Source organism: Parasphingomonas puruogangriensis (assembly GCF_036663635.1).
GTDB lineage: Bacteria > Pseudomonadota > Alphaproteobacteria > Sphingomonadales > Sphingomonadaceae > Sphingomonas.
The window spans coordinates 453,492-474,301 of sequence record NZ_JAXOJI010000001.1 but is presented as its reverse complement, the minus strand read 5'-3'; the positions used below and the strand labels follow the sequence as shown (position 1 = coordinate 474,301).

Here is a 20,810-nt window from a genome sequence, read left to right as displayed (position 1 = left end):
CGCGAAAGGCCCGCTGACGCGAGCGGGCCTTTCCAATCGTGCGACGGAGACCGCCGCGAAAGTCTTACAGCTCGTCGTCGCCATCCTCGTCGGGTTCGGAGCCGACCATCATTTCTTCGGCGACCTTGTCGGTGCGCGTGCGGATCGCCTGTTCGAGGCGGTCGCACATTTCCGGATGTTCCTTGAGGAAGGTCTTCGAATTCTCGCGACCCTGGCCGATGCGCACGCTGTCGTACGAGAACCAGGCGCCCGATTTCTCGACCAGCCCGGCCTTGACGCCGAGATCGAGGATCTCGCCGATCTTGGACACGCCCTGCCCGTACATGATGTCGAACTCGACCTGCTTGAACGGCGGCGCGACCTTGTTCTTGACCACTTTCACGCGGGTGGCGTTGCCGATGATCTCGTCGCGATCCTTGATCTGGCCGGTGCGGCGGATGTCGAGCCGCACGCTCGCGTAGAATTTGAGCGCGTTACCGCCGGTCGTCGTCTCGGGATTGCCGTACATCACGCCGATCTTCATGCGCAGCTGGTTGATGAAGATCACCATGCAGCGCGAACGGCTGATCGAGCCGGTGAGCTTGCGCAGCGATTGCGACATCAGGCGCGCCTGCAGGCCGACATGGCTGTCGCCCATTTCGCCCTCGATTTCCGCGCGCGGCACGAGTGCCGCGACCGAATCGACCACCAGCACGTCGATCGCGTTGGAGCGGACCAAGGTATCGACGATCTCGAGCGCCTGCTCGCCGGTATCCGGCTGCGACACGATCAGTTCGTCGATGTTGACGCCCAATTTCTTGGCATAGACCGGATCGAGCGCATGCTCGGCGTCGACGAACGCGGCGGTGCCACCACCCTTCTGCGCTTCGGCGATGACATGCAGCGCGAGCGTGGTCTTGCCCGACGATTCCGGACCGTAAATCTCGATCACGCGGCCGCGCGGCAGGCCGCCGACGCCGAGCGCGATATCGAGCCCGAGCGAGCCGGTCGAGATCACCTCGACCTGCATCGTTTCCTTGGCGCCGAGTTTCATCGCGCTACCCTTGCCAAACGCGCGATCGATCTGCGCGAGCGCTGCTTCGAGCGCCTTGGCGCGTTCGCCTGCCGCCTTTTCGCCGGCCTTGTCTGATGCTGCTGCCATTTTGCCGTCGATAACCTTGAGAGATGCCGCCACTGGAGCCTCCATCGCTAGACCGAACGCCACGTGCGTTCAATGCGTGATGACGGTGTATCTCATTTGTTCTTTAGGAACAAGAGTGGAACGCGGAATATTTGCTTGGCGCTCCCCGGGGGCGGCCGGGACTCGATTGGCGAGGTCGCGGTAACGGCGCGCCACGCTTGCCAACGAGCGTCCCGCGACTGGGCCCCGGCCTTCGCCGGGGAGCATCAAAGCGGAGGGTTAGGCGGCGGGCGCTTACGCCAAGCCGTCGAGCGCCTTGGCCACGCCGTCCATCGTGAACGGCTTGGGCAATGTCGGGCGCGTGCGATGCGCTTCGATCACGCCTTCCTGCGAGCCGCCAGTGGCGAAGACGAAGGGCACGCCGCGTTCCGCCAGCGCGTCGGCGATCGGCCAGCTCTGTTCGCCGCCGCGCAAATTGACGTCGAGGATCGCTGCATCGATGCCACCGGCGTCGATCAACGCTAGCGCCTCGGCAACGTTATCCGCCTGCCCGGCTAGTTGATGGCCGAGAATGTCGAGGAAGTCCTCGAGCATCATCGCGATCAGGGGCTCGTCTTCGACGATCAGGATACGCTGCGGAACACTCATCGTTCGGCCTTAGACAATGCCTCGCCCGGTCGCCAAGTCATTTCGCGTACGAACTATGAAACGATACAATTCAGTATCATAGCTTGGCGGTCAGCACATCGCGTGCCGCCTCGGCCAATTGCTGCACCGAGAATGGTTTGGCGAGGAAATGGACGTTGTCGAGGTCGATCGACTTGCGCAGCGTCTCCTCGGCATAGCCCGACATGAACAGGATCGGCAGATCGGGATAGCGCGCGCGCACCTGGCGCACCATCGTCGGCCCGTCCATTACTGGCATCATCACGTCCGAAATGAGCAGATCGGGCTTGTCGCTATGGGCCAGCACATCGAGCGCTGCCTCGCCATGTTCCGCGGTCAGCACGGTATAGCCCTGGCGAGTCAGCGCGCGTTCGGCGATCGCCCGCACCATATCCTCATCCTCGACCAACAGGATCGTGCCGGTGCCCCATAGGTCGGCGGGTTTCTCCTTCACTGCGATCGGCGCCCGCATCGGTTCGGGCGCCGCGCTGGCGGTGTGCACCGGCAGGTACATGGTGAAGGTCGCGCCCGGCCCGGTGCGGTTGTTCTCGGCGAAGATATAGCCGCCGGATTGCTTGACGATGCCGTAGACGGTGGACAGGCCAAGGCCCGTCCCCTTGCCCACTTCCTTGGTGGTGAAAAAGGGTTCGAAAATCTTCGGCAGCACGTCGGCCGGGATGCCGCTGCCGGTATCCGCCACGTCGAGCGCGATATAATCGGCGATCGGCAGGATGTCGGAGCCCATATGGCGCACCTGCGCGGCGGACACGGCGCGGGTCTGGATCGACAAGGTGCCACCGCCGCTCGGCGAATGCGCGATCATCGCGTCGCGCGCATTGACCGCAAGATTGACCACGACCTGTTCGAGCTGGCCGGGATCGGCACGAACCGGGCCGAGATTGCGGCCGTGCTTGACCGTGAGCGTCACCGTCTCGCCGAGCAGGCGCTTGAGCAGGTTGGACACTTCCGAGATCACGTCGGGCAATTGCAGCACTTGCGGGCGCAACGTCTGCTGGCGCGAGAAAGCGAGCAATTGCCGCGTCAGGCTGGCGGCGCGGTTGGAATTGGCGCGGATCTGCTGGATATCGTCATAATCGCTGTCGCCGGGCGTGTGGCGCATCAGCATCAGATCGCAATGGCCGATAATGGCCGTCAGAATATTGTTGAAATCGTGCGCCACGCCACCGGCGAGCTGGCCGACCGCCTGCATCTTGGTGGCCTGCGCCACCTCGCGCTTGAGCCGGGTTTCCTCACCATTGTCCTTGAGGCTGAGCAGGACCGAGGCTTCGCCCAGGCCGCGCGCGCCGGCGATGGTCAGCGCGACGGGCTCGTCGGGGTGATCCTTGAGCCGCACGGCGAGATCGGTCGAATGCGTCGCGCCATTGGCGAAGCGGCGGATCGCATCGGCGACCACGCCCTTGTCTTCGCGCACCAGCAGGTCGCCCGGGTAAAGCGGCGGCGCGACGGCGTCGACCTGCGCGGCGCGGGCGAAGGCATCGTTCATCTGGATGAAGCGACCATCGCGCGCGACCAGCGCGATCCCGAACGGCATCAGGCTGACCAGGCTGCGGACATGCGCGCTGGCGCTGGCGCCGATCGCCGGGGTTTCGACCCCGCCTTCCTCGTCGAGCAAGGCGACGAGCATCGGCGCATCGTCGCCATCGAGGAACGGGATCTGCAGCACGCGCAGGGGTACGCCGGTCAGGCCCTCGCGCTCGAAACGGACCTGGCCGTGCGTGTCGGTGATCAGGAAGCGCGCGAAATCGCGGCCCGCAATGGCACTTTCCTCATGCCCCATGGCGCGCGCGCGGAGCACGCGATTGGCCTGGCGGATGCGCCCGTCGGGGCTGATCAAGGCGGTCATGATTCCGGCGGCGGCGAGCCGGTCGCCGGTCGGGCCGGCGATCATCGCCTCGACGCTGGCGGCCATATCGAGCCCCTCGGTCCCGCGAAAGCGCCAGATCAGCAGGTCGTCGCCGCTGCCGGCGCGCTCGACCGTGGCGGCCAGCGGCGTGTTGCGCGCCAGCAGTCGCGATACGGCCGCATGGCCATCGCGCCACGCGGCGCGGCCGGCCTGGCTGAGCTGCTCGACGCCGGCGGCATCGACCGGGAGGCCGGGCGGCGTGGGAAAACCGCCGAACAGCGCCTCATAACGATCATTGGCGCAGACCAACCGGCCGGCGCGATCGGTAATGGCGACGGCATCGGCGCTGCTCGCGGCGAGCGTCCGCGCAACGGACCAGTCGGGCTCGTCGTCGCTGGCCGATGTCGCGGGAAACAGGCGGCGCCAGGCGATCAGCCCGCCGGTCACCACCAGCGCAGTGGCGAGAAAGGCGGCGGCGACGACGAGGTCGCCGATCAGCCACAGGATGAGCGACGCCGCGGCGATGCCGCAGCCGATCGCAATCAGCGCCGCGCTGCGGGTGTCGTCGAGCTTCGCCGGAGGGAGAGGAAGGCTGGCCATCGTTATGCGTCTTGGAGCCTGTGGCGGGGGCGTCAACCCCCTCTCCCTGTGGGAAAGGGGGCAAGCCGCGTCAGCGGCGCGGGGTGAGCGTGACGACAGCAATTGTCGATCACCCTCACCCTTCCGTCGCTGCGCTCCCCCCTCTCCCAGCGGGAGAGGGAAATGGCTCACCAGACCTTCAGGCGGTCCGCTGGCGCGAGATACAGCTTCTGGCCCGGCTTGGGCTGGAACGCGCCGTACCACGGATCCATGTTGCGCACGATCGAGGCGCGTTGTTCGGACGGGCTGTGCGGATCTGTCAGCAGGCGTTGGCGCAAGGTCGCTTCCCGATAGCTGCGCCGCCAGACCTGCGCCCAGCCGAGGTAGAAACGCTGGTCGCCGGTGAAACCGTCGATCACCGGGGCTTGCTTGCCGTTGAGCGATTTCTTGTACGCGTCATAGGCGACGGTGAGCCCGGCGAGATCGGCCATGTTTTCGCCCAGCGTCAGCGCGCCCTTGACGTGCATGCCGGGCAGCGGCTCGTATGCGTCATATTGCGCGACGACCTTGCCGGTCAGCGCCTGGAAGTTCTTGACGTCGGCGGGGGTCCACCAATCGGACAAGGTGCCGCTGGCGTCATATTTGGCGCCCTGATCGTCGAAATGATGGCTCAGCTCGTGGCCGATCACCGCGCCGATGCCGCCATAATTGACCGCCGGATCGGCCGCCGGATCGAAGAAGGGCGGCTGGAGGATGGCAGCGGGGAAGACGATCTCGACCATGCCGAAATTGGCATAAGCGTTGACCGTCATCGGCGTCATGCCCCATTCCCAACGCTCGACCGGCTTGCCCAATTTGGCGACCTGATAAGCGGTCTGGAACTGGTTGGCGCGGACGTTGTTGCCGAACGCGTCGCCGGCGGTGATCTGCAGGCCCGAATAATCCTTCCAGCGATCGGGATAGCCGATCTTGGGCACGAATGCGGCGAGCTTGGCGTGCGCCTTGATCTTGGTCTCGGGCGCCATCCAGTCGAGCTGGTCGATGCGCGTGTTCATCGACGAGATGATGTTCTTGACCAACGTATCCGCCGCCGCCTTGGTCTCGGGCGGGAAATATTTGGCGACGTAGAGCTTGCTGACCTCGTCATCCAGCGCGCTGCTGGTGAACTGCACGGCGCGCTTCCAACGCTCCTCCTGCTGCGGCGTGCCGCCGAGCGTCGTGCCGTAGAAAGCGAAATTCTCGTCGTCGAGCGGCTTGGGCAGGACATCGGCGAAATTGCCCAGCGTGTTGACGATCAACTGATCGCGCAGCACCGCGATCGGCGCGGCCTGGACCAGCTTGGCGATGCCGGCGACGGCGCTCGGCTGGGCGACGACGAGATCGCTGACGGCGGGCGCGCCACCGGCCTTGATCATCGCCGCGAAATCGAGCCCGGGCGCCAGCTTCTGCAGCTGGGCCAAGGTCATCTTGTTATAGGTCTTGGTCGCGTCGCGGCTGTCGATGCGCGTCCAGCTGACCTGGGCGATGGCGGTCTCGAAATCGACGATCGCCTTGGCGCGGGCCGTGGCATTGGGTTCGCCGGCCAGCGTCAGCATCTTGGCGACATGGACCTGATAGGCCGTCTTGGCCTCGGCCAGCTTGGCGTCCTTGCTGAGATAGTAATCGCGGTCGGGCAGGTTGAGGCCGCCCTGATAGATGCCGAAGATATAGGCATTGGGATTCTTGTCGTCCTGCCCGACGCCGGCATTTAGCGGACCGCGCACGCCGATCGTGGAGAGCTCGCCGATCAGCGCCGAATAGCCGGCCTTGGGCGTCGCCTTGATCTTGGCGAGCAACGGCTGGACCGGGGCGAGCCCCTTGGCGTCGATCGCCGCCCGATCGAGATAGGTCGCATAGGCCATGCCGATCTTGGAGTTCGGGTCGGTAGCGACGCCGTCGAGGATCTCGCGGGTGCGCGATTCGGACAGATCGGACAGGATGTTGAACGCGCCGTAGTTCGATTTGTCCTCCGGGATCGGCGTGGTCTTGGTCCAGGTGCCACTGGCGTAATTGTAGAAATTGTCGCCCGGCTGGACGGTCTTGTCCATGCCGGCCTCGTCGAAGCCGAACGTGCCATAGGCCGGCTTGGCCGCTGCGGTATAGGAGACCGGGGTGGCGGCCGGCGCATCGGCAACGGGCGCGCCAGCGGTGGCGCAGCCGGCGAGCATGGTGGCGGAAAGCAGCAGGGCGAGCGACAATTTCATAGAACGCGACTCCGGATACAGGGGTGCGCCTCTGGTCTACCCGGGCCATACGCTTGTCAAATAATGGTAACGAAATTTACCGGATCGGCACAGATGCTGGCCCACCCAGCCGTCACTCCAGCGAAGCCTGGGATCTTGTGCGGCTCCTATCGCGCGCTTGCCGCTTGAGATCCCAGCCTTCGCTGGGATGACGGTCGCGGTGCGGTCAGTCTGCGCGATCGTGGCGATGACGCCATTTATGCGCGATCCACAGCCGCCAGCCGAGCGCCGACAGCGCATAGCCGGCCACCGCGAAGACGATCGTGATGATGACGATGCCCACGACGAAGGACGGCAAGGCGCCGGCCCACAGCCAATGGATCCAGCTCGAATTGGCCTCGACCGCGGCGATCGGCGAGCCCGGCACTTGCGAATCGAAGCGCAGCGCGCGGCCGCCGACCCAATAGGCAGCGAACCAGAAGAACGGCGTGGTCAGCGGGTTGGTGATGAACGTGGTCGCCGCCGCGGTCGGGATATTGGCGCGGAACGGCAGCGCGAAGATCGCAGACAGCACGATCTGGGCGACCGGGAACAGGATGCCGGTGACCATGCCGAGCGCCACGCCGCGCGGCACCGAGCGACGCGTGAAGCGCCATAATTCGGGTGCCAGCACGCGGTGTGCGACGGGCTTGAGGAAGCGATTATGCTCGAGGCTTTCGCGCGTCGGCATCGACCGGCGCCACCACGCGGCGAGGCGGCTGAACAGGCCCGGCTTCGAACCGGGGGATTTGTCAGCCACGATCACGCATGATCCTGCCCTGTTCGCGCTTCCAGTCGCGCTCCTTGATCGTGTCGCGCTTGTCGTGCGCCTTCTTGCCCTTGGCCAGCGCCAGCTCGATCTTGGCCCTGCCCGAGGGATTGAAATAGATCGACAGCGGCACGAGCGTCATGCCGTCGCGCATCACCGCGCCGAACATCTTCTTGATCTCGCGCTCGTGCAGCAGGAGTTTGCGCGGCCGCTTGGGCTCGTGGTTGAAGCGGTTGCCGTGGCTGAATTCGGGGATGTTCGAATTGATCAGGTGGACCTGCCCGTCCTTCACCTCTGCATAGCTCTCGACGATCGAGCCCTGCCCCGTGCGCAAGCTTTTCACCTCGGTGCCGACCAAGGCGATGCCCGCTTCGAATACCGTCTCGATGAAATAATCGAATTTCGCGCGCCGGTTCTCGGCGACGATCTTGGTCTTTTCGAAAGCGGCGGGTTTTGGTCTGGCCATGGGAGGCAGCGATGTAGGCGCGGGCGCGGCGGAAAGGAAGCGCGGCGAGCATGCTTTTCGTCGGTGGGACGCGCATCGGCGCCAGAGCACCAATGCTGCACTGCAACATTTCGCTATCATTCATGACGAAATTGATACATAGGCGCGCTAAGACAACGGTGTCAGATGCCTTGGAGGCCAGTTAGCGTGTGGATGAAACCGGCCCAGGGATGGGCAGTGAAGCGGACGGGTACCGAACCCTCCACCGCCGACGTCGCCCGGGCGATGCTCGCCGCGCGCCAGGCAATGCAGCAGCATTTGCCGGTCGAGCTGTTGCACGATCCCTCGGTCGACATGCTGCTGAGCCTGTTCGTCGCCGAGGCGGATGGCGTCTCGATGGGCGCTGCCGAGTTGGCAACCACGACCACCGTCGGTCCGGCGACTGCCCTGCGCTGGATCAAGGCCATGACCGCGATGGAATTGATTGCGGCCCGCGGCGAGATCATTGCCTTGACCACATCGGGGCGCGATGCCGTGGCCGCCACACTCGACGCGGTGACGAGAGCACAGGCAGCGGACAACCATGTGCAGCGGCCGCGACTGCGCATGCTGTTCGGCCGGGATCAGGCCTTGGTGCGGCCAGCGGCGCCTGAACCGACCCCGCGGGTCAAGATCGGATAGGCAGACGGCAAGGGTTCAGCCCGGCTTGCCTTTGCCGAGATACCAGCTGATCTTGTTGCTGACCCCCGCCGAGCGCGCGCGCTGCGGGTTCATCAGGTCGTAGACCACGGCATTCTCCAGCACGCGCTGCACATAATTGCGCGTTTCCTGTAGCGGGATCGCCTCGATCCAGTCGATCACGTCCACCGTGCCGCTGCGCGGATCGCCATTGGCGCGGAGCCATTTGTTCACGTTGCCCGGGCCGGCATTGTACGCCGCCACCGCCAGCGGATAGCTGCCGAACTGCGCATAGATGCGCTGGAAATAGCTCGAGCCGAGCTGGATATTGTAATCCGTATCGGTGGTCAGCGAGGCTGCGTTATAGGACAGGCCGAGCTTGCCGGCCTGCTCGCGCGCCGTGCCGGGCATCAATTGCATCAGGCCCCGCGCCCCGGCATGGCTGATCGCGGCGCGATCGAACTGGCTTTCCTGGCGCGCGATGGCGTGGATCATGGTCCAATTGGCGGCATGCGCTTCCGGCACGCGCACGCTGGGGAAAGCGACCGTGGTATAATCGGTCAGCCCGTTCTGCGCCGCGCTGCGCCCGACCATCACGCCGAGATCCGGCCGGCCGATCTGGCGTGACAGTTCGGTCGCCAGCGTGTGATCGGTATCGCTCTTGGCGTCGATGGCGATCTGGCGGACGAACAGGCTCTGATCCTCCCAGCGCCCGACCAGCCCAAGATATTGCGCGACGCGCACCACCTCGCGATTGAAGAAGGCGCTGCGCAGCGCGGGATCGACCGCGCGCGGCGCGGCCGCCACCGGCGCGGTCAGCGGGCGGCCCAGCCGTTCGATCGCCAACTGGCCGTAGAACAGATCGCGATAGCCCGCCGCCTTGGTGAAATAGCCCGTCGCATCGGCCTGGCGCCCGGCCGCTTCCGCGGCGCGCCCGGCCCAATAATAGCCCTTCGACTGCGATTGCGGCGTGGCCGAGCCACGCGCGTAGCGATCGTACATGCCGATCGCGTCGGCCGGGCGATACGTCTTCTTCATCGCCGTCTGCCCGGCGAGCCAGACCAGACTGGTATAATCGTCGCGCTCGCCGAGCGGGGTCTGGCTGACATCGGTGCCGGCGGGATAGGCGTCGTCGACCTTGCTGGCGATGTCGTACGCCAGCTGCCCCTGCCCGTCATTGGCCGCTTCGCGCGCGTTGGTGAGCAGCACTTCAAACCATTTCTCGACCTCGACCGGGCGGCTGGCAAGCGCGCGCGGCCGGGCCAGCCAAGCGCGCGCGCTGGGCGCGGCCGAGGCGTTGCGCAGCCAGATCGCGCGGTCGGCGATATAGCCGGGATCGCCGGCGCCGAGCGCCTCGGTCTGCGCTGCGCGCGACGACGCATCGGCGGCGTTGGTGCGGAAGGCCAGCCGTGCCTCGAACAGCGCGCGTTTGGCGGGACTGGTATAGCCGATCTGCCGCGCCGCGGCGCTCGTCGCGCCCTGCCACAGCAAGGCATCCATGCGCGCGTCATGATCGGCCGGCGTCAGCGCGCCGGCGAAACTCGAGATCAGCAAGGCCTCGTCAGGAACGGTCAAGGCGCCGGCCACCCATGCTTTCCGCGCCGCGGCATAGGCTTCGTCGCGCTGCCCGGTGACCGACAGCGCCTGGGCAAAAGCCGCGCCGCCAGCGGCCGTGCGCGGCGGGAAGCGGCGAAAATAGCTGATCACCGTCGCGGGATTGCCATTGCCGCCGGACAGCGTGCGCTCCGCGGTGCGGCGCATCGCCGCTTCGCCCGGCCAACCGGGATGAGCCAGCAGGAAACGGGCATAGGTGTCGAACGGCAGGCTATCGGTCTGGCGCAGCGCGTTCCATTCGCCGACCGCCGCGGCGAGCCGCGAATCCTGCGGCGTCTGACCGAGCATTTGCTGCGCGCGGCCCCAGCCAAGCTGGTCCTGCGCGGCGGGCGGCAGCGCGACGCCCGAGGCGGTGGCGGCGAGCAGGGCGAATTCGAACAAAGCTGGTAACATATGGACAGCCTAGGCCAGGCGACCTTATCTGTCAGTGAACAAATTACCAGAAAAGGGGCTTTTCGTCGCGCCCCAGGAGCAATCAGCCATGTTTTCCGGATCGATCCCGGCGCTCGTCACGCCGTTCGCGGCCGACGGCGCTTTCGTGGAAAGCGCATATCGCGATTTCATCGAATGGCAGATCGCCGAGGGCTCGGCCGGGCTGGTGCCGTGCGGCACGACCGGCGAAGCGGCGACGCTCTCGGCCGAGGAGCATTACAATGCCGTGCGCGTGTGCGTCGATCAGGCCAAGGGCCGCGTGCCGGTGATCGCCGGGGCGGGTTCCAACGACACGCGCGTCGCGATCCAGAATATCCAGGCGGCCAAGGATGCCGGCGCGGATGCCGCCTTGATGGTGCCGCCGTATTACAACCGCCCCAACCAGGACGGCATCTTCCGCCATTTCGAGGCAGTGGCGACCAGCTGCGACCTGCCGATCGTGCTGTATAACGTGCCCGGGCGCACGGTGACCGATATCGCGGTGGAGACGGTCGGCCGCATCGCCAACGCTTTCCCCAGCGTGGTCGGGATCAAGGATGCCACCGGGATCATCCAGCGCGCCTCGGCGCAGCGGCTCGCCTGCGGGCCGGATTTCTGCCAGCTGTCGGGCAATGACGATATGGCGCTGGCGTTCAATGCCAGCGGTGGCGTGGGGTGTATTTCGGTCACCGCCAATGTCGCGCCGCGGCTCTGCGCCGAGTTCCAGGCGGCGTGCGCCGACGAGGATTATACGCTCGCGCTCGATCTGCAGGATCGCCTGTTCGCGCTGCATGTGGCGTTGTTCACGGATGCCTCTCCGGGGCCGGTAAAATATGCGCTCGAGCGGTTGAAGCCGGAATGGCCGATGCATCTCAGGCTGCCGATGACCCCGCCGGGCGAGGCGAGCCGGGCGGCGGTGGAGGTGGGGTTGGCGACCGCTGGGTTGGTTTAATCTCTTCCCTATTAGCCGCTTCCCCGGCGAAGGCCGGGGCCCAGTCGCGGAGGTCGATGTAACGAAGCGCAGCGGTAATTGCCTTCTGGTCCACGCCTGGGCCGCGGCCTTCGCCGGGGAAGCGGCAATAAAGTGATGGAATCGAGATGGACCGCCCCAATTACATCACCCCCGCCGGCTACGCCGCGCTTAGCGCCGAATACCGCCAGTTGCTCGGCGAGGAACGCCCCAAATTGGTCGAGGTGATTTCCTGGGCGGCGGGCAATGGCGATCGTTCCGAAAATGGCGATTACATCTACGGCCGCAAGCGCCTGCGCGAGATCGATCGCCGCGCTGGCTTCCTGGCGCGGCGGATGAAGGCGGCCAAGGTTGTCGATCCCGCCGCACAGCCCGATCGCACCCGCGTCTATTTCGGCGCGACGGTGACGATCGCCGACGAGGACGACAATCACCGCACGCTGACCATCATGGGCGACGACGAAACCGAGGCGGGCAGCGGCCGGATCGGCTGGAACGCGCCGCTGGCGCGCGCGCTGCGTGGCGCCGCGATCGGCGACGTGCGGCGCGTCGAGCTGCCCGGCGGCGAGCGCGAATATGAGGTGATGGCGATCAGCTATCCGTCACCGCGGGGTTTCGCGACGGCCGATTGACGGACCGAAACGGTCGTGGAACGATCGCGCCACCAACAAAGGAAGCTCCATGCCCATTCCCGCCACCTGGTCGCCCCGTCTCCTCGCCGTCCTGCGCATCGTCGCCGGGCTCGGCTTCCTGCATCACGGCACGTCGAAATTCTTCAATCTGCCGCCTTTCCCGATGCCGCTCAATCCGTTGCTGACGGTCGCCGGCGTGCTCGAACTGGTCGGCGGCGCGGCGATCATTCTCGGCCTGTTCACTCGGCCGGTGGCGTTCGTGCTGTCGGGCATGTCGGCGGTGGCCTATTTCATGGCGCATGCACCAAAGAGCTTCTACCCCTCGGTCAATGGCGGCGAACCGGCGCTGCTATACTGCTTCATCTTCTTGTACCTCGCCGCCGCCGGCGCTGGTGCATGGAGCGTGGACGCGCGGCGCAGGGGGTGACACTCCCCTGCCCCGGCGGTAGGTCGGCCTGACCAATAGCAGGAGCCCGGCATGAGCGACGATCCCACCCGAAACGTCGCATTGCTGATCGACGCGGACAATGCCCAGCCCTCGTCGCTCGATCCGGTACTGACCGTGCTGGCCGATCTCGGCGCGGTCAATGTGCGCCGCGCCTACGGCAATTGGAGCAAGCCGGGGCTGAAGACCTGGGCCGCGCTGACGCTGAAGCACGGGATCGAGCCGCAGCAGCAGTTCGACATCACCAAGGGCAAGAACGCCACCGACATGAAGATGACGGTGGATGCCATGGATCTGCTGTATCGCGGGCGCGTCACCGGGTTCGGGATCATGTCGTCGGACAGCGATTTCATGCCGCTGGTGATGCGTATCCGGCAGGAAGGGCTGCCGGTCTACGGCTTCGGCTCGTCGCGCACGCCGGAGGGATTTCGCCAGGCGTGCACGCGCTTCATCGACGTGACGGGGCTCGCCGTGCAGGAGGAATTGCCGCCGCCCCGGCCGATCGCCCCCAAGCCGGTCAAGCCGGCCGGCACCGCCGCTACACCCGGACTGACGCTGCCGCCGCCGATCATGGCCACCGCCGCGCCGGTCGGCGAGGAGCTGGTCAAACTGCTCGGCGATGCGTGGAAGGCGGCGAAGCGCGATGCGGATGGCTTTGCCAGCGTCTCGGAAGTCGGGCGCATCGCCGGCAACCGCTCGAGCTTCGACGTGCGCAGCTATGGCTTTTCCAAGCTTGCCGATCTGATCGCCACCCTGCCCGAATTCCGCGCCGAAGTGCGCGAGGGCCGCACCTTCGTGAAGCGCGTACGCTGAGATGATTACCGGAGCCGTTCCCCTGCGAAAGCAGGGGCCCAGGGCCCCGAGCGCACCGCCTGTAACCCTGGGCTCCTGCTTTCGCAGGAGAACGCTTCTGGCAAATGGAAACTTAAAATGAAACGCACTCTCGCTTTGTCGCTCGCCGCCCTCACGCTGACCGGCGCGGCCAAGGCGCCTGCGACCGTCGATCCGGCGCGCCTGTCGGAGATCACCCGCACGCTCGCTTCCGACGCCTTCGAAGGCCGCGGTCCCGGCACGCCCGGTGAGACCAAGACGATCGCCTATCTGATCGAACGCTTCAAGGCGCTGGGGCTCGAGCCCGGCGGGCCGGACGGCAGCTGGATCCAGAAAGTGCCGCTGATCCATACGCAATTGGGCGAGGGCCAGACCGAGCTGATCGCCGCCGACGGCAAGCGCACACCGCTGATCCGTCCGGGCGATCTCAATCTGACCACGGTCGGTGCGGCGCCACGTATCGACATTGCCGGCGCGCCTTTGGTGTTCGTCGGCTACGGCGTCACCGCGCCCGAGGCCGGCTGGGACGATTTCAAGGGCGTCGACCTGCACGGCAAGGTCGCCGTCTTCCTGGTCAACGATCCCGATTTCGAGGCGGTGGCGGGCGAAGACGCCAAGGGCAAGTTCGGCGATCGCCGCATGACCTATTACGGTCGCTGGACCTACAAGTTCGACGAGGCGGCACGGCGCGGCGCGGTGGCGGCGCTGATCGTCCATGATACCGGCGGGGCCGGCTATGGTTGGTCGACCGTCTCGGCCAATGCCGGCGAGAATTACGACATCGTGCGCAGCGCCGAGGACAAGCGCATCCCGCTGCAGGGCTGGATCGCGCACGACGTCGCCGACCGGCTGTTCGCCGCCGCCGGCCAGGATCTGACCGCATTGCGTAAGGCGGCGCGCACCAGCGCGTTCCGCCCGGTCGAACTGCCCGTGCGCTTCGCCGCGTCGCTCCCGGTCAAGGTCGATCGGATCGAGAGTGCCAATGTACTCGCCAAGCTGACCGGCAAGACCCGGCCCGATGAAAGCGTGATGTTTGCCGCGCATTGGGATGCGTACGGCCAAGGGCCCGCCGAAGCCGGCGGCAAGACGATCCGCCCCGGCGCCAATGACGATGCCCTGGGCGTGGCCGGCGTGATCGAGCTCGCCCGCTTGTTCAAGGCCGCGCCGCGCACCGATCGCACCCTGGTGTTCGCCGCCTGGACGGCGGAAGAGCGCGGGCTGCTTGGTTCGGAATATTACGCCACCCACCCGGTCTATCCGCTCGCCACCAACGCCGCCAATCTGACGCTCGATATCCTGCAGACGGCCGGGCCCGCCAAGGACGTGATCCTGGTCGGCGCGGGCAATTCGACGCTTGATGGGCTGCTCACCGACGCGGCAACCGCGCAAGGCCGCACGATCACGCCCGAGACGTTCAGCGAGCGCGGGCTGTTCTACCGCGCCGATCACTTCTCCGTCGTGCGCCGCGGCGTGCCCGCGCTGCAGCTGATGGCGCTTGGCGGCGCGGCGGACATGAAGCAAGGCGGTCGCGCGGCGGGACAGGCGTGGCTCGACGCGTACATGGCCTGCTACCACAATACCTGCGACGCCTGGGACGCCAGCTGGAACCTGACCGGCGCGGCGCAGGATGTCGCGCTGTTCCACACCATGGGCCTGCGCTTGGCCAAGGCCGGCACCTGGCCGGCGTGGAGCGCCACGTCGGAATTCGCCGCCGAACGCGCCAAGACGGCAAAAGCGCGACAATAGCCGTTCGGCTCGTCCCACTTTCAGACCAAGCGTCGCCGGAAACCACTCGAATTGCGACGAGTTCCAGGCGATCGCGCTGCGGCGTGCGCGCTGGTGGTGCTAGCTGGGCGCCAGGACCGCGCGGGGGTCGCCCGGTCCGTCAAGAAACGAGTGTAAGAGTATGTCAGCGCAGCGTATGATCGTGACCGGCAAGGTCCAGGGTGTCGGCTATCGCAACTGGGCCGTGGGCCGGGCCCGGGTGTTCGGCGTCACCGGCTATGTCCGCAATAGCGGCAAGGCGGTCGAAGTCGTGGTCTCCGGCGACGACGACGCGGTCGAGAAGATGATCGAGGCGATGCGCCAAGGCCCGGCCACGGCGCGGGTCGATAACGTCGAAGTGCATGCGGCGAACGATGCGAAGTTGAAGGGATTTACAAAGCGCCTGGGAGCGTAGCGCCATGGGCGCTGGCGCTTCACCAAAAACGTGATAATTTCCGCTCATGACGATCCACGAGCAGATCTCGCAATCGCATCTCGCCAAACTGACGGTGAAGGATTTCCTGACGCTCGCCGAGGCGGGATCGTTCGATCGCTACGCACGCAGCGAATTGATCGAGGGGGAGATCTGGGTCGTGAATTCCATCCATCGCACGCATGCGCGTGTTCAGGCCGAGATGACCACGGAGATCAGCATAGCGCTGCGCGCTGCCGGCCTTGGCCTGATCGTCTATGCGAACCCGTCGACCGAACTGGCCAATGACAGCTTGCCGGAGCCGGACATCGTCGTCGGCATACCCGCCGATAGCAAATTGGTGGCCGGCACCGAGGTATTACTGGCGGTGGAGGTTTCGGTTTCGACGCTAAAAATGGATTTGGGCCGCAAGCTGCGACTGTATGCGCGACACGGGATACCCGAATATTGGGTGATCGATCCCGAAGCCAAAGTAGTACATCAGTTCTGGGCGCGGAACGACAACGGTTATGCCGAAGTGCGCGAGATCTCCTTGGGCCAAGCGATCATCGCCACCACGATCGACGGACTGACGGTGGACACGTCGCGCCTGTAACCATGCAGGTGCGGCGGGCGATTTGCCCGCCGCTTTCCTCGGTCAGCGTGTGAGCTTCTTGTACGCCAGCGCCGTAGGCCGATCGGCCGCATCGCCCATGCGGCGGCGCTTGTCTTCCTCATACGCCTCGAAATTCCCCTCGAACCATTCGACATGGCTGTTGCCCTCGAACGCCAGGATATGCGTGGCGAGACGATCGAGGAAGAAGCGATCGTGGCTGATGACCACCGCGCAACCGGCGAAATTCTCGATCGCTTCCTCCAGCGCGCCCAAAGTCTCGACGTCGAGATCGTTGGTCGGCTCGTCGAGCAGCAACACGTTGCCGCCGCGCTTGAGCATCTTGGCGATATTGACGCGGTTGCGCTCACCGCCGGACAGCTTGCCGACATTCTTCTGCTGGTCGGAGCCCTTGAAGTTGAACGCGCCGACATAGGCCCGGGTCGACTGGTCGTGCCCGTTGATCTTCATATAATCGTGGCCCTCGGAGATTTCCTCCCAGACGTTCTTCTTCGGATCGAGATGATCGCGGCTCTGGTCGACATAGCCGAGCCGCACCGTGCTGCCCTTGTCGATCGTGCCGCTGTCCGGCGTTTCGCCACCGATGATCAGCTTGAACAAAGTCGACTTGCCGGCGCCGTTGGGGCCGATCACGCCGACGATGCCGCCGGCGGGCAGCGTGAAGGAGAGGTTCTCGAACAGCAATTTGTCGCCATACGCTTTGGAGACGTTCTCGACCTCGATCACCTTGCCACCCAAACGCTCGGGCACCTGGATGACGATCTGGGCCTTGCCCGGTGTGCGGTTCTGCTGCTGTTCGACCAGGCGATCGAAATTGGCGATACGCGCCTTGGACTTGGTCTGGCGCGCCTTGGCGCCCTGGCGGATCCATTCCAATTCGTTGCGGATGGCGGTCTGGCGGCCTGAATCCTCGCGCTCCTCCTGTTCGAGGCGCTTCGATTTCTTTTCGAGATACGTCGAGTAATTGCCTTCATACGGGAAATATTTCCCGCGATCGATCTCCAGGATCCACTCTACGACGTTGTCGAGGAAGTAGCGATCATGGGTAATCATCAACACCGCCCCGGTATATTCCTTGAGGTGGTTCTCCAGCCATTTGACGCTTTCGGCATCGAGATGGTTGGTCGGCTCATCGAGCAGCAGGATCGATGGCTTCTGGATCAGCAAGCGGGTCAGCGCGACGCGGCGCTTCTCACCGCCCGACAGGCTGGTGACCGGCGAGTCCGATGGCGGGCAACGCAGCGCCTCCATGGCAAGCTCAAGCTGACTGTCCAGCGACCAGCCGTCGATCGCGTCGATCTTGGCCTGAAGCTCGCCCATTTCCTCCATCAGCGCGTCGAAATCGGTATCGTCCTGCGGATCGCCCATCTCGGCCGATATCGCATTGAAGCGATCGACCATGTCCGCCGCCGCGCGCGCGCCATCCTTGACGTTTTCGAGCACCGTCTTGGTCGGGTCGAGCTCCGGCTCCTGCTCAAGATAGCCAACGGTGATATTCTCGCCCGGCCAGGCTTCGCCGGTATAATCCTTGTCCACGCCGGCCATGATCTTCATCAGCGTCGACTTGCCGGCACCGTTGGGCCCGACGATGCCGATCTTCGCACCCTGATAGAATTGCAGGTTGATGTTGGCGAGCACCGGCTTCGGCGCGCCGGGGAAGGTCTTGGTCATGTCCTTCATGACAAAGGCATATTGAGCGGCCACGGGAAGGCTCCGTTCTTGGCGAAATGATCTGCGGGGAAAGTTGCCCGCGATGTAGTGAAGGCAGGCACGCTTGGCAACGCGCCGCGCTTGGGTGTAGGATTTCGCTATGGAACGGATCGACATTTCGGAGGATGGTCGGTTCGCCGGCTGGATGGAGGCGATCGAGCGCGGCGAGGACGTGGTGTTTGTCCGGGATGGCGTTGACATTGCTACCGTGAAGCCGCTCGATAACCCCGCATCGCGCCCTATCATCGATCTGGAGAAGCTTGCCGACCTGCATTCCCGGCTGGGAAAGTTGCGCGGCGGCGGGGCGGCATTGATCCGACAAATTCGCGATGAAGAGCGATTTTGAACGGGGTGCTCGACGCGAGCGTCGTCGCTAATCTTCTGTTTGGCGACGAGGGTGCGCAAGATATCGGGCGCTGGATTTTTGATAACCTGTCGACCGCAATCGTCAGCGATATCGCTTGGGGTGAGACGGTCGGCGCACTGGGTATCAGGGTTCGGAGGGGCGACGCCGACGCCGCCGAGGCGAAAAGCGTCCTCGACGAGTTCTCGAACGACGTTGCCTCTTGGGCAAGGTCCGGGATAATCTCGCAAGATATTGCGGTCGCAACGGGATACGTCGGCGATTTTAGCCTGCCGCTGCGTTTCGTCGATGCGATCCACGTCGCTGTAGCGCGTCGTCTTGACGCGACCGTGATCACGACGGATCGTCAGCAGTTCCGCGCGGCCCGCAAGCTAGGCGTGTCCGCCATCAACCCACTGGAGCAACCGACTTGATCAAGACTCTCACCACTTTGCTCCTCGCCGCCACCGCCCTCTCCCCGCTCGCCGCGCAGCGGCCGCAGCAGCGCACCGATTTGCCCGCGCCGGCCGAGGTCGATCCGAGCGTCGCCAAGTTGCGCGATGCGGCGCTCAAGGACGAGGTCGCCTATGATATCGTCGAGGGGCTGACGACCGAGGTGGGGCCGCGCCTGGCCGGCACGGAGGCGGAGGCGCGGGCGCGCGCCTGGTCGGTGGTCAGGCTGAAGGCATTGGGCTTCAAGAACGTGCGGATCGAGACGTACGACATGCCCGTATGGGTGCGAGGCGCGGAAACCGCCGAGGTGGTCAGCCCCTTCCCGCAGAAATTGCATCTCACGGCGTTGGGCAATTCGGGCGCCACGCCGGCCGCCGGGCTGACCGCCGAGATCGTCTATTTCCCGAGCTTCGCCGATCTGCAGGCCGCGCCGGACGGCAGCCTCAAGGGCAAGATCGCCTTCGTCTCCAACGCGATGGTCGCGACGCAGGATGGTTCGTCCTACGGCCAGTTCGGCGCCGCGCGCTTCACTGGCCCGAACGTCGCGGCGCAAAAGGGCGCCGCCGCGATCGTCATCCGCTCGATCGGTTCGGACCATGGCCGCGGGCCGCATGCCGGCAACACCAATTTCGCCGCGGGCGTGACGCCGATCCCCGCCGCGGCGCTGTCCACCGCCGATGCCGACAATCTCTCGCGCATCGTTGCGCGCGGCAAGCCGGTGACGCTGAAGCTCGTGCTCACCCCGCAGCAGACCGGCGTGCACCAGTCCGGCAACGTCGTCGCCGAAGTGCCCGGCAGCGACCCCAGGGCCGGCATCGTGCTGATCGGCGGGCATCTCGACAGCTGGGATCTCGGCACTGGCGCGATCGACGACGCCTCGGGCGTGGCGATCACCGCAGCGGCGGCCAAACGCCTGCTCGACGGGCCCCGCCCCAAGCGCACGATCCGCGTCGTGTGGTTCGGCTCGGAAGAAGTGGGTGGCTTTGGCGGCCGCGCCTATCTGGAAGCGCACAAGACCGAGCGCCACGTAATGGCCGCCGAGTCCGATTTCGGCGCCGACCGCGTGTGGCGGTTCGAGGCGAGCCTACCCGACGCGGCCAAGCCGATCGCCGATCGCCTGGCCGTCGCGCTCGCCCCGCTCGGCATCGTCCGCGGCGCCGGCGCGGCGCATGGCGGTAGCGATGTCGAGCCAGTGCTCGGCACGGGCGTCGCGGGCATCGATCTCGACCAATCCGGCCAGCGCTATTTCGATTATCACCATACGCCGGAGGACACGCTCGACCGCGTCGATCCCGCGCAGCTGGCGCAGAACGTCGCCGCCTGGACGACGATGCTGGCGATCGTCGCCAACGCGCCCGAGGATATCGGCGCGGTATCGCCGAAATGAGACGAACGGAACGCGCCGCCACCTTGCTGCCGGCTGAATCCCGACCGTCCTAGGGGGAGATTGCGATTGACCGCCCCAAATTCGCCGTTATTGGCAGTGGTTCGCGGGGGGCAATCGAGCTAGCCGCGAATTTTGCTATGCTTGGGAGCAACCGCATGAAGAAAATCGCCTTTGTTCTCGCCGCCGCCGGCCTGATGTCCGTGGCTGCTTGCAGCAAGTCGCCGGAGGCCGAGGCCGTTGTAAACAACGCCGATATGGTCGCCGACAACATGGAAATGACCGCCGACAACATCGACGCCATGGCGGACAACACCTCGAACGCCGTCGCTTCCGACGTCCTCGAGAACGTTTCCGACAACCTGGAAGCTGCTGCCGACAACGTGCGCGATGCCGCGGACGAAAAGGCTGACAACCTGTAATGATTTCGGTCGGGCCACGGCCCGACCGGTTTCTGGGTTTGAGAAGGGCGTCCCGCAAGGGGCGCCCTTTTTCGTTGCGGTGCGCCGGGCAAGATGCGGCACACTGCATCGCGCCTCCAGGCGCACCCGCCCGGCGGCGCCATAGCGCCGTGCGACGACGCGGCTTTGCCGCGGCGCGCAATCACCGCGAGCATTTCAGCCAAACTGTCATATCGCCTTGCGTCCCCGGCCCATCCCCCCTAAGCGCACCTCAGCGTCGGGGAGTGGCGCAGCCCGGTAGCGCGCCTGCTTTGGGAGCAGGATGTCGCAGGTTCGAATCCTGTCTCCCCGACCATTTATCTGGCGCTTTCAAGGCGTTGCACGGATAAATCAGCAGCCAGCCTAGCTCTCGTATCGGAACGAA

General features: G+C 65.5%; 20 protein-coding genes and 1 tRNA gene. 13 read left to right on the top strand and 8 right to left on the bottom strand.

Annotated features, from left to right (window positions below):
• Nucleotides 1-64: 64 nt before the first annotated feature.
• The 6 genes from recA to smpB all read right to left on the bottom strand — a co-directional run bounded on the left by recA (nt 65) and on the right by smpB (nt 7,725).
• Entirely contained in the window at nt 65-1,174 is a 1,110-nt protein-coding gene (gene recA / locus U1739_RS02560) for a recombinase RecA (protein ID WP_443025479.1), read from the bottom strand.
• A 240-nt stretch (nt 1,175-1,414) separates the two neighbouring features.
• The gene (locus U1739_RS02555; protein WP_332703676.1) at nt 1,415-1,768 is read right to left on the bottom strand and encodes a response regulator; all 354 of its coding nucleotides are present in this window, start codon (nt 1,766-1,768) and stop codon (nt 1,415-1,417) included.
• 76 nt (nt 1,769-1,844) lie between these two features.
• Nucleotides 1,845-4,250 (bottom strand): hybrid sensor histidine kinase/response regulator, encoded by a 2,406-nt coding sequence (locus tag U1739_RS02550; RefSeq protein ID WP_332703674.1) that lies wholly within the window; start codon nt 4,248-4,250, stop codon nt 1,845-1,847.
• A 167-nt stretch (nt 4,251-4,417) separates the two neighbouring features.
• On the bottom strand, nt 4,418-6,472 hold the full coding sequence (locus U1739_RS02545; protein ID WP_332703672.1) for a M13 family metallopeptidase: 2,055 nt from the start codon (nt 6,470-6,472) through the stop codon (nt 4,418-4,420).
• Between the two features lie 205 nt (nt 6,473-6,677).
• Nucleotides 6,678-7,181, bottom strand: coding sequence for a DUF2062 domain-containing protein (locus U1739_RS02540; protein ID WP_332704842.1), 504 nt, complete (start codon nt 7,179-7,181; stop codon nt 6,678-6,680).
• A 61-nt stretch (nt 7,182-7,242) separates the two neighbouring features.
• Nucleotides 7,243-7,725 carry an SsrA-binding protein SmpB gene (gene smpB / locus U1739_RS02535; protein WP_332703670.1) on the bottom strand — a complete coding sequence of 161 codons (483 nt, stop codon included), beginning with the start codon at nt 7,723-7,725 and terminating at the stop codon, nt 7,243-7,245.
• Between the two features lie 216 nt (nt 7,726-7,941).
• Between smpB and U1739_RS02530 the strand changes: the two genes are divergently transcribed.
• Nucleotides 7,942-8,385: a hypothetical protein gene (locus tag U1739_RS02530; RefSeq protein ID WP_332703669.1), complete on the top strand. Its 444-nt coding sequence runs from the start codon at nt 7,942-7,944 to the stop codon at nt 8,383-8,385.
• A 15-nt stretch (nt 8,386-8,400) separates the two neighbouring features.
• Here the strand turns inward: U1739_RS02530 and U1739_RS02525 are convergent, their stop codons facing one another.
• A complete protein-coding gene (locus U1739_RS02525; protein ID WP_332703667.1) occupies nt 8,401-10,389 on the bottom strand; it encodes a lytic transglycosylase domain-containing protein in 1,989 nt (662 codons plus the stop codon).
• 88 nt (nt 10,390-10,477) lie between these two features.
• Between U1739_RS02525 and dapA the strand changes: the two genes are divergently transcribed.
• The 7 genes from dapA to U1739_RS02490 all read left to right on the top strand — a co-directional run bounded on the left by dapA (nt 10,478) and on the right by U1739_RS02490 (nt 16,077).
• The gene (gene dapA / locus U1739_RS02520; protein ID WP_332703665.1) at nt 10,478-11,359 is read left to right on the top strand and encodes a 4-hydroxy-tetrahydrodipicolinate synthase; all 882 of its coding nucleotides are present in this window, start codon (nt 10,478-10,480) and stop codon (nt 11,357-11,359) included.
• A gap of 146 nt (nt 11,360-11,505) precedes the next feature.
• Nucleotides 11,506-12,009: a transcription elongation factor GreB gene (greB, locus tag U1739_RS02515; RefSeq protein ID WP_332703663.1), complete on the top strand. Its 504-nt coding sequence runs from the start codon at nt 11,506-11,508 to the stop codon at nt 12,007-12,009.
• Nucleotides 12,010-12,058: 49 nt separating this feature from the next.
• Entirely contained in the window at nt 12,059-12,436 is a 378-nt protein-coding gene (locus U1739_RS02510) for a DoxX family protein (RefSeq protein ID WP_332703661.1), read from the top strand.
• Between the two features lie 51 nt (nt 12,437-12,487).
• Nucleotides 12,488-13,267: an NYN domain-containing protein gene (locus tag U1739_RS02505; protein ID WP_332703659.1), complete on the top strand. Its 780-nt coding sequence runs from the start codon at nt 12,488-12,490 to the stop codon at nt 13,265-13,267.
• Nucleotides 13,268-13,384: 117 nt separating this feature from the next.
• Nucleotides 13,385-15,031, top strand: a complete 1,647-nt coding sequence (locus tag U1739_RS02500) for a M20/M25/M40 family metallo-hydrolase (RefSeq protein WP_332703657.1) — start codon at nt 13,385-13,387, stop codon at nt 15,029-15,031.
• Nucleotides 15,032-15,206: 175 nt separating this feature from the next.
• Nucleotides 15,207-15,464, top strand: coding sequence for an acylphosphatase (locus U1739_RS02495; RefSeq protein ID WP_332703655.1), 258 nt, complete (start codon nt 15,207-15,209; stop codon nt 15,462-15,464).
• A gap of 46 nt (nt 15,465-15,510) precedes the next feature.
• A complete protein-coding gene (locus tag U1739_RS02490) occupies nt 15,511-16,077 on the top strand; it encodes a Uma2 family endonuclease (RefSeq protein ID WP_332703653.1) in 567 nt (188 codons plus the stop codon).
• Between the two features lie 42 nt (nt 16,078-16,119).
• Here U1739_RS02490 and ettA read toward each other — a convergent pair whose 3' ends face one another.
• Entirely contained in the window at nt 16,120-17,799 is a 1,680-nt protein-coding gene (gene ettA, locus U1739_RS02485; RefSeq protein WP_332703651.1) for an energy-dependent translational throttle protein EttA, read from the bottom strand.
• A 106-nt stretch (nt 17,800-17,905) separates the two neighbouring features.
• Here ettA and U1739_RS02480 point away from each other — a divergent pair, with 106 nt between their 5' ends.
• The 5 genes from U1739_RS02480 to U1739_RS02460 all read left to right on the top strand — a co-directional run bounded on the left by U1739_RS02480 (nt 17,906) and on the right by U1739_RS02460 (nt 20,741).
• A complete protein-coding gene (locus U1739_RS02480; protein WP_332703649.1) occupies nt 17,906-18,151 on the top strand; it encodes a hypothetical protein in 246 nt (81 codons plus the stop codon).
• A gap of 5 nt (nt 18,152-18,156) precedes the next feature.
• Entirely contained in the window at nt 18,157-18,582 is a 426-nt protein-coding gene (locus U1739_RS02475; protein ID WP_332704841.1) for a type II toxin-antitoxin system VapC family toxin, read from the top strand.
• The gene (locus U1739_RS02470) at nt 18,579-19,988 is read left to right on the top strand and encodes a M20/M25/M40 family metallo-hydrolase (RefSeq protein WP_332703647.1); all 1,410 of its coding nucleotides are present in this window, start codon (nt 18,579-18,581) and stop codon (nt 19,986-19,988) included. Before U1739_RS02475 ends, U1739_RS02470 begins: the two co-directional genes overlap by 4 nt.
• 155 nt (nt 19,989-20,143) lie before the next feature.
• Nucleotides 20,144-20,407, top strand: coding sequence for a hypothetical protein (locus U1739_RS02465; RefSeq protein WP_332703645.1), 264 nt, complete (start codon nt 20,144-20,146; stop codon nt 20,405-20,407).
• Between the two features lie 257 nt (nt 20,408-20,664).
• Nucleotides 20,665-20,741: transfer RNA gene (locus U1739_RS02460), tRNA-Pro, on the top strand.
• Nucleotides 20,742-20,810 lie beyond the last annotated feature (69 nt).